The sequence below is a fragment of the Vibrio marinisediminis genome, assembly GCF_014050145.1.
GTDB lineage: Bacteria > Pseudomonadota > Gammaproteobacteria > Enterobacterales > Vibrionaceae > Vibrio > Vibrio marinisediminis.
In genome coordinates, this window is sequence record NZ_JACFYF010000002.1 from 279,405 (window position 1) to 292,536 (window position 13,132).

General features: G+C 42.9%; 12 protein-coding genes and 1 other RNA gene. 6 read left to right on the top strand and 7 right to left on the bottom strand.

What is annotated here, in order from left to right:
- Nucleotides 1–430 precede the first annotated feature (430 nt).
- On the bottom strand, nucleotides 431–1,057 hold the full coding sequence (locus tag H2O73_RS05440) for an HD domain-containing protein (protein ID WP_182107410.1): 627 nt from the start codon (nucleotides 1,055–1,057) through the stop codon (nucleotides 431–433).
- Between the two features lie 249 nt (nucleotides 1,058–1,306).
- Here H2O73_RS05440 and H2O73_RS05445 point away from each other — a divergent pair, with 249 nt between their 5' ends.
- The gene (locus tag H2O73_RS05445; protein WP_182107412.1) at nucleotides 1,307–2,398 is read left to right on the top strand and encodes a substrate-binding periplasmic protein; all 1,092 of its coding nucleotides are present in this window, start codon (nucleotides 1,307–1,309) and stop codon (nucleotides 2,396–2,398) included.
- Between the two features lie 76 nt (nucleotides 2,399–2,474).
- Here the strand turns inward: H2O73_RS05445 and ffs are convergent.
- The 3 genes from ffs to H2O73_RS05460 form a co-directional block, all read right to left on the bottom strand.
- Nucleotides 2,475–2,571, bottom strand: an RNA gene (gene ffs, locus H2O73_RS05450) — signal recognition particle sRNA small type.
- A gap of 173 nt (nucleotides 2,572–2,744) precedes the next feature.
- Entirely contained in the window at nucleotides 2,745–4,769 is a 2,025-nt protein-coding gene (locus H2O73_RS05455; RefSeq protein WP_182107414.1) for a diguanylate cyclase, read from the bottom strand.
- Between the two features lie 142 nt (nucleotides 4,770–4,911).
- On the bottom strand, nucleotides 4,912–5,652 hold the full coding sequence (locus tag H2O73_RS05460; RefSeq protein WP_182107416.1) for a VP0952 family biofilm-associated protein: 741 nt from the start codon (nucleotides 5,650–5,652) through the stop codon (nucleotides 4,912–4,914).
- Between the two features lie 127 nt (nucleotides 5,653–5,779).
- Between H2O73_RS05460 and H2O73_RS05465 the strand changes: the two genes are divergently transcribed.
- Nucleotides 5,780–6,082 carry an MGMT family protein gene (locus H2O73_RS05465; protein WP_182107872.1) on the top strand — a complete coding sequence of 101 codons (303 nt, stop codon included), beginning with the start codon at nucleotides 5,780–5,782 and terminating at the stop codon, nucleotides 6,080–6,082.
- A 27-nt stretch (nucleotides 6,083–6,109) separates the two neighbouring features.
- Here H2O73_RS05465 and H2O73_RS05470 read toward each other — a convergent pair whose 3' ends face one another.
- The gene (locus H2O73_RS05470; protein WP_182107418.1) at nucleotides 6,110–6,535 is read right to left on the bottom strand and encodes a YbaY family lipoprotein; all 426 of its coding nucleotides are present in this window, start codon (nucleotides 6,533–6,535) and stop codon (nucleotides 6,110–6,112) included.
- Nucleotides 6,536–6,720: 185 nt separating this feature from the next.
- On the opposite strand from H2O73_RS05470, the gene tesB reads away from it, so the two are divergent.
- A complete protein-coding gene (gene tesB / locus H2O73_RS05475; RefSeq protein WP_182107420.1) occupies nucleotides 6,721–7,581 on the top strand; it encodes an acyl-CoA thioesterase II in 861 nt (286 codons plus the stop codon).
- 199 nt (nucleotides 7,582–7,780) lie between these two features.
- Nucleotides 7,781–8,848: a PLP-dependent cysteine synthase family protein gene (locus tag H2O73_RS05480; RefSeq protein WP_182107422.1), complete on the top strand. Its 1,068-nt coding sequence runs from the start codon at nucleotides 7,781–7,783 to the stop codon at nucleotides 8,846–8,848.
- Nucleotides 8,849–8,971: 123 nt separating this feature from the next.
- On the opposite strand, the gene H2O73_RS05485 is transcribed toward H2O73_RS05480, so the two are convergent.
- Nucleotides 8,972–9,289 (bottom strand): DUF1244 domain-containing protein, encoded by a 318-nt coding sequence (locus H2O73_RS05485; protein ID WP_182107424.1) that lies wholly within the window; start codon nucleotides 9,287–9,289, stop codon nucleotides 8,972–8,974.
- Nucleotides 9,290–9,403: 114 nt separating this feature from the next.
- Nucleotides 9,404–10,279 carry a Tim44 domain-containing protein gene (locus H2O73_RS05490; protein WP_182107426.1) on the bottom strand — a complete coding sequence of 292 codons (876 nt, stop codon included), beginning with the start codon at nucleotides 10,277–10,279 and terminating at the stop codon, nucleotides 9,404–9,406.
- A gap of 210 nt (nucleotides 10,280–10,489) precedes the next feature.
- Between H2O73_RS05490 and H2O73_RS05495 the strand changes: the two genes are divergently transcribed.
- Nucleotides 10,490–11,080, top strand: coding sequence for a TetR/AcrR family transcriptional regulator (locus H2O73_RS05495; protein WP_182107874.1), 591 nt, complete (start codon nucleotides 10,490–10,492; stop codon nucleotides 11,078–11,080).
- A 16-nt stretch (nucleotides 11,081–11,096) separates the two neighbouring features.
- The gene (locus H2O73_RS05500) at nucleotides 11,097–12,971 is read left to right on the top strand and encodes an MFS transporter (protein ID WP_182107428.1); all 1,875 of its coding nucleotides are present in this window, start codon (nucleotides 11,097–11,099) and stop codon (nucleotides 12,969–12,971) included.
- The last annotated feature ends 161 nt before the right edge of the window (nucleotides 12,972–13,132 follow it).

Consider the following 13,132-nt stretch of genomic DNA (forward strand, 5'->3'; position numbering starts at 1 on the left):
GTTTACTAACTAAATCAGGATGGTTTTTTAGCTTTAAATCATGAACTTATCAACTGGTAGGCGTGTAAGAACTTTCTGACATTGGGGAAGATTTTGCAATCTTTGGCAGCAACACCCCAAACCGCTCTTTTATTAATCAAGAAAAGCTCGAAATATCTGCAAGTAACAAGGTTTATTGGTGAGAGGCAGAAAACATTCGCAACAAGATAAACTACCGCTGCTATTTAGAGCATCAATAATGCTACAGCTTTTATCATGCTTGATGGTCGTGGTCTTTCTCGTAATATTCTCAATATAATATGGTGCATCAGAAGTTAATCACCGTTGATTGGCGCACCCTGACGCACGACCAGAACACCGCCACTGATATTCTGTAGTTTAGATATGAAGTTTAGAGATGAAGTTTAATGGCTACCTTGGGTAGCCTTTTCTATACCTCTTGGGCAAATTGCTCTAGAAACTCCTGCATAAAAACCGTTCGCTTTTTAGCTTCATCTCGAGCAGAAGCCGTGCGCATGGTTTCTTTTAATTTGAACAGCTTAGTATAAAAATGATCCACTGTGTATTGACGGTCATCTGGCTGACGATGACGGCAAAATGGGTCAATGTCGTTATAGAGTTCAACGCCTAAACTGCAACTCACCTGAATGCAGCGGATCACCCCTATCGCACCCAGCGCATCTAGCCTATCGGCATCTTGGACCACTTCCGCTTCCAGCGTCTTGGGTTCAATACCAGCGCTAAAACTGTGAGCATGAATCGCATGGTGTATCGCCGGAAAAAACTCGCTTGGGTAACCAATTTGTTGTAAAAACTCAACGGCTCTATCTGCCGCAAGCTGTGAGCTTTTTATTCTATCTGGGTGATTTTTAGGTACTGATACGCAGTCATGCAAATAAGCCGCAGGTAAAACAACCTCAAGTTTTGCGTCTTCTTTTTCGCACAAGTTCTTAGCCGTTTTCACTACACGTAGTATATGGTTTACATCATGAGCTTGATCTTGTCCCATCTCAACTTGAACAAACCCCAATAACATCTTTTCAAATTTTTCAATCACTTAACCACCTATTGCGGTTGCAAAAAAACTAACCTAATCTAGCAAAAATAACTCATCTAGATACAGCGGTTATTGTCATTATCTTACGCCGCGTCGCACCCCTTCCACACCAAGGAACAATTCTGATAGACGTACAATAAAGAACGAAGACGAATTCAAAGTGCGGTTGAAACTGCACGCGCTAAAGTGCCGCTATACTCATATAGACACCACTATTTTGAGCTTGGTATTCATTTTGAGGCTTAAATAATGAGAATAACAGCGCTACCACGAGCACTCATCATTCTTTTATTGTGCGCCTTAGCCACTCCAACACTTGCTGAAGACAACACAATAACAGAACTCAATATTGGCAGTTACAACTGCCCTCCCTTTGCCATGCTAAATGAAGACAAAAGTTACTCAGGGTTGAGTATTTTACTTTGGGAAAAGATCGCTTTGGAAATGAATGTCCGTTATACCATTACCAATCATGGACTAACAGAACTGCTCAACAGCATTGAAGACGGCTCACTAAATGTGGGGGTAACTTGCCTCTCCATTACACCCGAAAGAGAAGAAGTTCTCGACTTCTCTCACTCTTTTTACGAAACACACCTCGCAATTGCCGTTAAACAACAAGGCTATTTATCCTCAATCAAGAACGTTTTTCTCAATACTAAATTGCTTTTAGTCATTGCTGTCGTCTTCGTGTTAGCAGCATGTGTCGGGATCATTTATTACTTACTTGAGCATCGCATAAACGACAAACTTTATTCTATGCCAGGCAAAAAAGCGCAAATGCTCGAGGGATTTATCCTCGGTTTGCTCTTTATCACAAAAGGACCGTTTAACTACTTCGAGTTTAAAACGTTACCCGGACGGGTTCTCACTGTGTTCCTAGCGATATTTACCACCTTTTTTATTGCCAGTGTCACTGCGGTTCTAGCCAGTAGCTTTACGCTAGGGTTGCTAAGTAGCGAAGTAAAGAGCTTCAACGACCTTACCAACATGTCCGTTGGCGCTAAAAGAGCATCGACTTCTTCTCATTACCTCGTTTCTCAAGCCATAGTGCATCGCACTTATCCCGATATAGAGCACCTATTGCAAGCGCTCGATAATGAAGACATTGATGCGATCGTTGCCGATGATGCTGTACTAAAATATTTGATCAAAAAATCGAAAGAAAAAGGTGAGTTCGAGCAACTGATGGTATTACCCTATCGTTTTGAAAAGCAAAACTATGGGCTTGCGATTGAAAACAATAGCCCTTATCGAGAACAGATTAACCGAGCTTTGCTAAAAATTCGCCACAGTCAAGAATGGCAACAAGCACTGCATGAGTATTTTGCGGAGAACTAAAAACGCTGGTGATAAACGTGAAAATATTGCAGATAGCAAAAAGCCGCTTATAAAAGCGGCTTTTCTAAATTGGGTGGAGACCCAGCCACATCCCGGCACACAAGTCGCCCGCTGCGGCTGCTTCCTTCCGGACCTGACCGAGTTCACGAGTTATTGTTGCGGGAGGACCAGGCCTCCATAGAGCATCTCTGTTAACCAGAGAGTGAGGCGATTATCTGGCATTGGTGCAGGCATTGCAAGCTCAACAGCCGAGAAAAATGCAGTTTTTAAATCAACTGCCTAGCAATTAAACGATTATGTACAAAATTCACTCTCAGCGAAGAGATACAGCTTACAATTCAGCTCACTAGCTAACGCTGGCGCTTTCTTCAACCTTACTTTCTAAATCTCGGAATGATTCCATCACATTCACTTTGCGCTTATTCGCATACATGGACAAATCAGCTTCGTGCATCACATCTTCTAACGACATATATCCACCACGAGGCTGTGAAACACCAAAAGCAAGAGAAATATCAAGAGCAATGGCATTTTCATTTGAAGTGAATGCTATCTTTTGTAAGTTAAGCAGAGCGTAACTTAACTCCACCCCACTTGCGACACCAGTTAAAATAAACTCATCACCGCCAATTCGATAACTCTGCCCTTTCCAATAGCGCGTTATATTTTTGGCTATCTCTTTTAAAACTTGATCACCAATCTCATGCCCATAAGTATCATTGATTGGCTTGAATTTGTTCACATCCAAATACACGAGTGTTTGTTCAGGAGGAATACCTTTACTGTATCGACGTTTGAGTGCTCGACGGTTCTTCAGACGAGTTAAGTTATCGGTTTTTGATTGGTGATTTAAATAGAGACTAACCAATATCGAGGCAATCAACACCATGATAATGATAGAAATACTCAAGCGAGCTAGCCGTTGTTCACTTTGAAGTGTTGCCCTCCAATCAGGCAAAATATAGTGTTGCCTCACTATTCGTTCTAGGTCGAGCATAGTGATCGCTTGAGTGAATAATGGCGCCAACGTCTTGCCCATTTCCGTCTTGCTGAAACCTATTGCGATATTGGTAGAATAAAACTCACCAATAAATTTATCTTCAACAATGGGTAACAAGGTTTGAGATTCTCTAAGTACCTTATTGAAACTGGATCGGCTGATTACGACATAATCTATCTCTTTATTGAGCAGCGCTGTCACTCGCTCAGCATTGCTGTTGTAAGTGTACAGCTTCTTCTGCGGTAATAGGTCCGCTAACACTTCATGATAAATATCATTTTTAACAACACCAATTCGCTCAACAATCAATTCAGAAACATTACTATAAACGTTGTCTTTGTATCCCTCTCGCTTAATCATTATCGCAGTCGAGGTATAATATGGCTGAGAAAAGTAAGCGACATTCTTGCGCGGTTCTGATATTGCTAGAGGTGAAAGTATATCAATATCTTTTGCTAGAAAATCACCAAACATGCTTTCCCACGTCTCATCAGCATTACTCACCAACTGACAGTTGACTTGCAAAATATCGCAGGCTGAAAAAAGGACTTCTGGCGTGACACCCGTGACTTTGCCATTGTCATGGTATTGCGCGTATTGCCCTATTTGCTCAATTTTTACTTTAAGTGGTTTAGATCGGTCAATTCCAGCTTGCGTAACCATCCCCCTAAGCGCCTTGCGGCGTAACTCGAACTGATACTGGCTTACTGACTCACGCAAGGATTTTTGTACTTTTGCCGAGTGTATGAACTCTTGGAACGCAAGCAAAGATTGCTGATGTTTGTTCTTTGTCGCAATCAATGAAACAGGTTTAATTGACAGTTGGTGGTTAAGCAATTGAGCATCAAAGCCGCCTAATAACATTGGCTTCAGTTGGTTTATAGCATCAACCACGCCATCAACGCTTCCTTGCTCAAGTAATTGGCGCGCTTCGATATGCCCACTGTACTCAACCAAGGTTAATTCAGGATAGTTCTTTGCAATCAACTCACTGTAGATAGTGCCATGAGGCACACCAACACGCTCGATAGAGTCAAGGGTTGCACCAGTCAGGCTATAAAGATAGGTATATTCAATATTGGTCGGCCTTGAGAAGTCGAAACGCTCGGCACGGTGATCGGTATAAGTGACATTCGCGGCAAAATCACTCTCACCGCTCTCAACTGCAGTGAGTATGTCATTGAAACTTGGATAATAAATGTACTCAACAGGGAGTTGAAACTGCTCTGCAATCGAATTAAATAGAGTGCGCGTGACAATATCATCTGCTTCCATGCCTACTCTAATACTATTGTCAGCATAAACAGGGGTAACAAAACCCAATAAAGCAATCAAAGTGAATAAAAATCGTAGCAATCTTAACCTAACCATTTGCGAATTATCGTTGTGGTTTTTACTGGCACAGGCTCGCTCTATTCTTTTAAAAAACAAATACGCCAAGTCCATTTGAGTAAATACGAATCGATTGTGTCATAATTTTGTTATAAACAACAAATATTAAACGCAATATGATTCATATTTCCTCATTATATTCCGCACTTTGTAATATATAATCTGTTATCCATGCGGTACCGAGTAGGCACAACCAAACCACAAAGACTGAGTTGGGGACTTCAACTTGAGGGCTAATCACCAATGCAGCAAAACCGACGGTTGGCAGCGTCCAGCACAGAAGATTACCCCATTTGAACGTTTTGATTTTTAATAAATTATCTAATGTTGACATGATGCCAATGACGGCAAGGGCAAACAAAATCCCGTAGGTAAACTGTGCTACCCAAAGCGGAAGCAGCAACAATAATACCCACCAACGATGCTGGGTTCTCGGCTTCCAATGACTTGCTGACCACCACATCATAATCACCGACACCGTTTGGAGTAGAGTCATCATTGCAGAGCCCTCTAACTTGCCTGCATCTTGTGTCGTCATAATCCCGGCTTGTAACGTAATGACAATTAACATTGCAACCGCCACGGCGATTAAATTCGACCGTTTAGAGAAAATAACCATCATTAATGGGAACAGGATCCATACACTGACCGAGAGTGTTATAGGTTGATGAGGCAAGGTAAGTCCATAGGCTAGAACGGAGATAAAGAACACAACAGAGGCAACGCTGCGCTTTTGAATCAACCAAAGTGCGGGGACTAATACAGCGACAAGCGGAATATCTCCCTCACTCACGCCAAGCACTCGAGCGCACACCACAGAAAGTAGCGCCGCTATGAAAAACTGTATCGTAGAAAACAGCATTCCCACTCCTTATTCCATCCTGGAATTGTCGAAATCGGATATTGATTTACTTTGCAATCGTTGCAAAATAGTATCGAAGCATCCCTTTGCTTTTTCCGACACTTTATATTCAACATTATTGACAAGTATGGACCAGTTTTTACCACAAATCTTTGCAGTAATTCACCAAATTCCCTTTGGAAAAGTAACTAGTTATGGCGAAGTTGCCAAAATGGCTGGCTACCCAGGCTATGCACGCCAAGTAGGTAAAGCGCTGAGCCGTTTACCTGAAGGTTCAAAATTGCCTTGGTATCGTGTGCTAAACAGCCAAGGAAAAATCTCATTAAAAGGCGATGACTTACAAAGACAGCGTAAAAAACTCACACAGGAAGGAGTCGAATGTAGTGAGTTGGGGAAAGTTAACCTTAAAAAATACAAATGGCAGCCCTAAGACTGCCATTAAGTGTTAAGTCGTCAATTATTGACCAACACCAACCAACATCAGATCACGGTGTTGAGTTTGATTTTCATCAGTAATCACTGCGTAAACCGTGTCTGTGATAAAGCGTAATTTACCATTCACTTCAATACGAGCGCTCACTGCATAAGTGTGCCCTGGCTTGATCGTATTTGCATCGTAACTAAGGTTATATGCAAATGGAACTTGAGAGCCTTGTGTTTCCATAGCTTGTTCTGCAATCAAGGTTGCAGGTGCATCTGCCAGTGAAATATCTTGTAAACGAACAGTAACCACTGCGTTGTCAGGTAGAAGAATGCGCTCACGGTAAGCCACGGTACCAGTCACCGACTGTTGCATTTGCTGTTGAGAAGTTGGTTCACTTTGGCAACCCATTAGTACTGTCCCAAATACAACCGACGCCATTAACATCAGTGCTTTTTTCATATTGCCTCTCTATGAGAATAAAAAACGGTGTTCTGTGAAATTATAATCGCGTTCATGCATAGTGTCATTGTGATTCGTCCATTCTTAACCGATTCTTGACTATGTTAGTTTTTGTTAATAACTGATCTACACTGAAGATTATTTTTGTAGAATAGACTCAGATTTTTTTATTGGATAACAACACTATGAGCAAACCATTAAATGAGCTACTTAGCTTGCTGCAATTGGAGAAGCTAGAAGAAGGCTTATTCAGAGGGCAAAGTGAAAACCTTGGCTTGCCGCAAGTGTACGGCGGTCAAGTCATTGGACAAGCTCTTTCGGCTGCCCGCTATACCGTTGACCCAGATCGCACAGTTCACTCATTCCACAGCTACTTCCTCTACCCTGGCGATCCTGAGAAGCCAATCATTTACGATGTAGAGAACCTGCGCGACGGTAGAAGTTTCAGTACTCGCCGAGTGAAAGCGATACAAAATGGTCGACCTATTTTTTATCTCACCGCTTCTTACCATGGCGAAGCTCCAGGGTTTGAGCATCAAAACAGCATGCCAACCATTCCCGGACCAGAAAATTTTGCCTCGGAATCTGAATTAGCTGCCAAAATTGCCCACTTCCTGCCTGAGAAGATACAAAAAATCTTTTGTGGTGAAAAACCAATAGAAATGCGCCCTGTCACTGTCGTAAATCCATTGAAGCCTGAGAAAGTTGAAGCAAAGCAATATCTGTGGATTAAAGCCAACGGTGAATTGCCAGACAACCAACTGATTCACCAATATCTACTTGGCTACGCATCGGACTGGGGTTTCTTGGTTACCGCCTTGCACCCACATGGGGTATCACTGCTGACTCCGAAACTGCAAGTCGCCACAATTGACCACTCAATTTGGTTCCATCGCCCGTTTAAAATGGATGAATGGTTGCTTTACGTGATTGAAAGTCCTACCGCCAGTAATACACGCGGATTAGTACGGGGCGAAATTTATAACCGCCAAGGTGATCTCGTTGCAAGTGCGATACAAGAAGGCGTGATGCGCTTTACTGATTAACCTCCAGCCTTTTCTCCGCACTTTTTAAGAGGAGCATTTCAATGCTCCTCACATAGTAAACTTATTCAGTCATACCCCATCACACCCATCAGCTATAGAAAATAATTCTCCTATCAGCGCAAATTAGCGCCAATTTAGTGAAGGTTTTCTCCCGTTTTATAGGTAAATTATTACCATAAGACATGTTAGGAGATAATCTATGTGCACTGATCATGACTGGATCAACAATGCTATTGGCAAGATTGAAGCCGATTACCAACGCTCAGCCGACACACATTTAATCAAGCTTGATTTGCCGTGCATAAACGGTATTGATATCTATCTTAAAGATGAAAGCACTCATCCAACAGGTTCTCTCAAACACCGCCTAGCTCGCTCTCTTTTTCTATACGCAATTTGTAATGGCTGGGTCGGACCAAAAACAACTATCATTGAATCATCCTCAGGTAGTACAGCCGTATCTGAAGCCTATTTTGCTCGCCTACTTGGCTTACCTTTTGTTGCAGTAATGCCAAAATCGACCGCACGCAAAAAAATAGAGCAGATTGAATTTTACGGTGGTAAAGCACATCTAGTTGACCATACTGACCAAATCTATGCAGAGTCACATCGCTTAGCGCGAGAACTCAATGGCCACTATATGGATCAGTTCACCTACGCAGAACGTGCAACTGACTGGCGCGGTAATAACAACATTGCTAACTCAATTTTTAGCCAAATGAAGCTAGAAGAGCACCCGGTACCAACATGGGTAGTTATGAGTGCAGGCACTGGTGGTACATCAGCCACGATTGGTCGCTTTATTCGCTACCAAAAACACAACACAAAGTTATGCGTAGTCGACCCTAACAATTCCGTTTTCTACGACTTCTACCACACCGGAAACACTGAGTTAACGAGTGAATTGGGCAGTAAAATAGAAGGGATTGGGCGCCCTCGCGTAGAGCCAAGCTTTATTCCAGGAGTGGTTGATGAAATGCGAAAGGTTGCCGATACGGCATCCGTTGCAACCGCTCATTGGCTGGAGAAGGTATTAGGTCGTAGAGTTGGAGCATCAACCGGTACGAATGTATACGGCGCACTAAAGCTTGCCAGCGAAATGAAGCTGCGTGGTGAGAGTGGCTCAATCGTCACATTACTTTGCGACAGCGGCGAGCGCTATTTAGATACCTATTACAACCCTGAATGGGTCGCAAACAACATTGGTGACTTACAGTCACACCTAGCGCAACTAGAAGCTTTTGAAAGCACAGGGTCTATTGATTAATATTTGCGCCATCTGATAATCAAATAACACAATGGGCATCAATTGATGCCCATTTCCTATATTCACCGCCACATTTTCTAATGTTGTCTCTTTGCTCACATTAGAAGTCATAGCCAGTAAAGATCATTTTTTTTGACGAGCCTCAAATGCAGCAAGCTGCTCTGGTGTGGCCGCTGGTTGATGGTTTTGTTTCCATTCGTCGTAAGTCATACCATAAACGCGTTCACGAGCGTCATCAATATCCAGCGCTAACCCTTTTGTTTCCGCTTCTGCTTTATACCATTTGCTAAAACAGTTACGGCAGAAGCCGCCTAGGATCATAAGATCGATGTTTTGCACATCTTTGTTCTCATCAAGATGCGAGAGTAGCTTACGAAATACCGCCGCATCCAGTGAATCTTGTTGTTGTTGAGTCAGATTTTTATATTTAAATTCAGCCACTTCACTTTCCTTATTTTTAATTTTGTTGTGCTCCATTATACGCGATAGATAAAAAAACGCCCAAGCGATTCGCTTAGGCGTTTTCAATATATCAGTGACGAGTCAATCGAAGGATTATCCTTGGATACCCACGATTAGCCACGGTGCGTTTGCAACCGTTAGATCGCGCTCTAAGTGCCAGATATCAGCGATATCTTCTTCAACACCTTCAACTGAGTCACGGTAGCGACCGCTAAACTGCAAGCTAAGTTGAGCTTTACTTGCATCGTGATCTGCTCGAACAATTTCCGCATCCACATACATCACATCAGTATGTTGATCGCCTTCCAACTTCGCACGTTCTTCTTTCAAATCTGCAAACAGACTTGGTGATACGTACTCTTCAATAGTCTCAAGTTGGTTGTGATTCCACGCACCTTGTAGAATGCGGTAGTGTTCACGCGCACCGTTTACAAATGCCGCTTGGTCAAAACCCGGTGGGTAGTTATGTGGTACATCCGTTTGTGCGCCAAAACCACCAAAGCCGCCTTGGTTTACGTTTTGTGGTTGCTCGAAGTTATGGACGTTAGGTTGCTCAAACTTTGGTGCAGAACCGCCATAAGCGTGCTGCTGACGCTGCTGATTCATACTACCCTGCTTAGCACCAAGCATTCCACGCATCAGTTTGAAGATAACAAACGCAATCAAGCCCATAATCAGAATATCCATAAATTGGATACCCTCAAAAGCACCGCCAAAGAAGGCTGCTAATAAACCACCCGCTAGCAAACCGCCTAAAATACCACCCATCAAGCCTTTTTTGCTTGAGGCTTTTTTCGTAGTTTGATCTTTGCCGATGCTATTCGTATTTTGTTGCTGCTGCTTTGGTGCCGGAGCGGTCTTAAAGCTTTTACCAAAAGACTTACCACCACCAAACCTTTTAGCTTCAGCTATAGGCGTAATGGCGACTGAAACCATCAACAACGCCACAAGAGAAAAAAGTCGTTTCATGTGTTTCCTTTAGGGTACGAGGCTGAGTTTGTCACTCACTCGCATTAATTTTAGTTAGGATCTTAATCTTAGCTTTATAGAGACGATAAAGATAGATTCCGCAGCTGATATGATGTATCAGAATATTGCAAATTTGCGATGCTGTTTAGTTGACGCTCTATGAGCTCCCCCCTAGAATATCGAACATTGTTCATTTTTGTCTACACCACTATGGCTCGAAGAAACGATCACACACGCGAACAACTCATTGCCCTTACGCTTAATGCGGTGAAGCAATTTCTAAATGAAAGCTCACACCATGAATTAAGCCTGCGCAAGATTGCCCAAATGATTGGTTATGTACCAAGCACCCTAGTTAACGTCTTCGGAAGCTATAACCTTTTATTACTTCACGCTGTCGCACAAACACTTGATGAGCTATCGAGTGAAGCAAAAAAAGTGGTATTAAGCAGCCAAGATCCAAATGAAGCTTTGTATCAACTCGCTTATTGCTACCATGATTTTGCCCAACGTCATCCATACCGTTGGCAGCTAATCTTTGAGCACAATATGAATGGCGATCCATTACCAGAATGGCAAAATGACCGCATCGATAATATGACAGGCATGTTGGAAGGTCTACTCCGACAACTTGCCCCAAATCGTAGTGAAAAGGAAGTGATTCAAGCAAGTCGTGTTTTATGGTCTGGCGTACATGGTATTACACTACTCAGCGTCGATGATAAATTCTTTGCTTCTGAGCCTATCGACGGTAATGAACTGATTAAAAACCTACTTTCTAACTATCTGACGAACTGGTAAAGCAAAAGGATCTGCAATGCCCCATCAAACCCAAACGTCACTTTTACGCCAACGACGTTTTCTTCCTTATTTTGTCACACAGTTTTTTGGGGCATTCAACGACAACATATTCAAAAACGTTTTATTGCTGTTTGTCGCTTTTGCCAGCGTTAACGCACTACCCGTTTCAAGCAATCTATTTATCAACCTGGCTGCAGGTTTATTTATCCTGCCTTTCTTTCTGTTTTCGGCATCTGCTGGGGTCTTAGCGGACAAATATGAAAAAGCCGGCTTTATTCGTAAAGTAAAACTGGCTGAAATCGGCATCATGTTGCTCGGTGCAATCGGTTTTATAACTGAAAGCTATCTTATCTTGCTTGTATTGCTATTTTTGATGGGGACGCAATCTGCTTTTTTTGGTCCGGTCAAATACGCACTATTGCCTCAACAGTTAAAACCCAACGAACTTGTTTCTGGTAATGCCCTAGTTGAAACAGGGACATTTCTTGCCATTCTCATTGGTACTATTGGAGCAGGCATTATCGCGTCTTCAGCTTATGCCAATTACGTTGCTGCCGCTTGTGTCGTGCTATTTGCACTGTTTGGTTACCTCTCTAGCCGCCACATTCCAGAGGCTCCTGCGGCAGCTCCAAACCTCTCTTTTCGTTGGCAACCTATCAAGCACACTAAGAATACACTGGCGATAGCTAAGTCCGATCGCGTTGTATTTCAATCTATTATGGCTATCAGTTGGTTTTGGTTCCTTGGCGCGGCTTATTTAACTCAATTTCCAAACTTCACCAAAATCTATCTAAATGGCAACGAAAGCTCAGTCTCTTTTTTGCTCGCGCTTTTTTCAGTCGGTATTGCGATCGGCTCACTAGCCTGCGACAAACTATCAAATCATAGAATTGATGTTGGCATCGTACCATTAGGCAGTTTTGGTATTACGATTTTTGGTTGGCTAATGGCGAGTTCTATCCCTGAAAACCTGCCTCAGTTTGACAGCTTTTCACAGTTTATTGGCTACCAACCTCTATGGGCATTATTTGCTTATTTATTGCTGCTAGGCGCTTCTGGGGGCATCTTCATCGTGCCGCTCTATGCATTAATGCAGCAAAGAGCAAAAGTGACTGAACGCGCTCAAGTGATTGCGGCTCTTAATATCTATAACTCACTGTTTATGGTGGGCAGTGCCATTTTGGGCATTGTTAGTCTGACGGTTCTTGAGCTATCGATACCACAACTGTTTTCGCTGTTGGCTGCACTCAATCTACTCGTTGCCGGCTATCTGTTCTTCCAAGTGCCTATTTTTGTTGTGCGTTTTTTGCTGTGGATTATCACCCACACCATGTATCGTGTTACGCATAAGAACTTGCATAACCTGCCTGAAAAAGGTGGCGCGCTGATTGTGTGTAACCATGTGAGTTATATGGATGCACTGCTGCTTAGCGGCGCTTACCCTCGTTTGATTCGCTTTGTGATGCAAGAAGAGTACGCCAACTTACCGCCAATCCGTCGCTTCTTAAAACGTGCTGGCGTTATCCCAATATCTTCCACCAATCGTGGCTCTATTCGTCGTGCATTTAATCAAGTAGAGCAAGATTTAAATGATGGTCACATTGTGTGTATCTTCCCGGAAGGACATCTCACCAGTAGTGGCGAAATCGAAGAGTTTATGCGTGGGATGGACATTATTTTACGTCGTAGCCCAGTACCGGTGATCCCTATGGCACTTAAAGGTTTATGGGGCAGCTATTTTAGCCGTTACAAGGGTCAAGCTTGTAAGGGCCGACCAACTCGATTTTGGTCTAAGGTTGAGATTGAAGCAGGAGAGCCTGTGTCACCCGAGCAAGCAACGACACAAACGATGCACCAAAAAGTCAGCGAGTTACGCGGCGACTGGCGCTAATCTAGTTTCATCAATAAACGTCATTGAACAGTTGTTCATCTTTTTTGAACAGCTGTTCAATTCATTCAGACTTACTGATCGACTTCGGTAATGTAATATGGCGTTCTTTATAAGTGAGCCTTATTGCGCTCCCTCCCCCTTTAGACGCATAAGCGCACGTA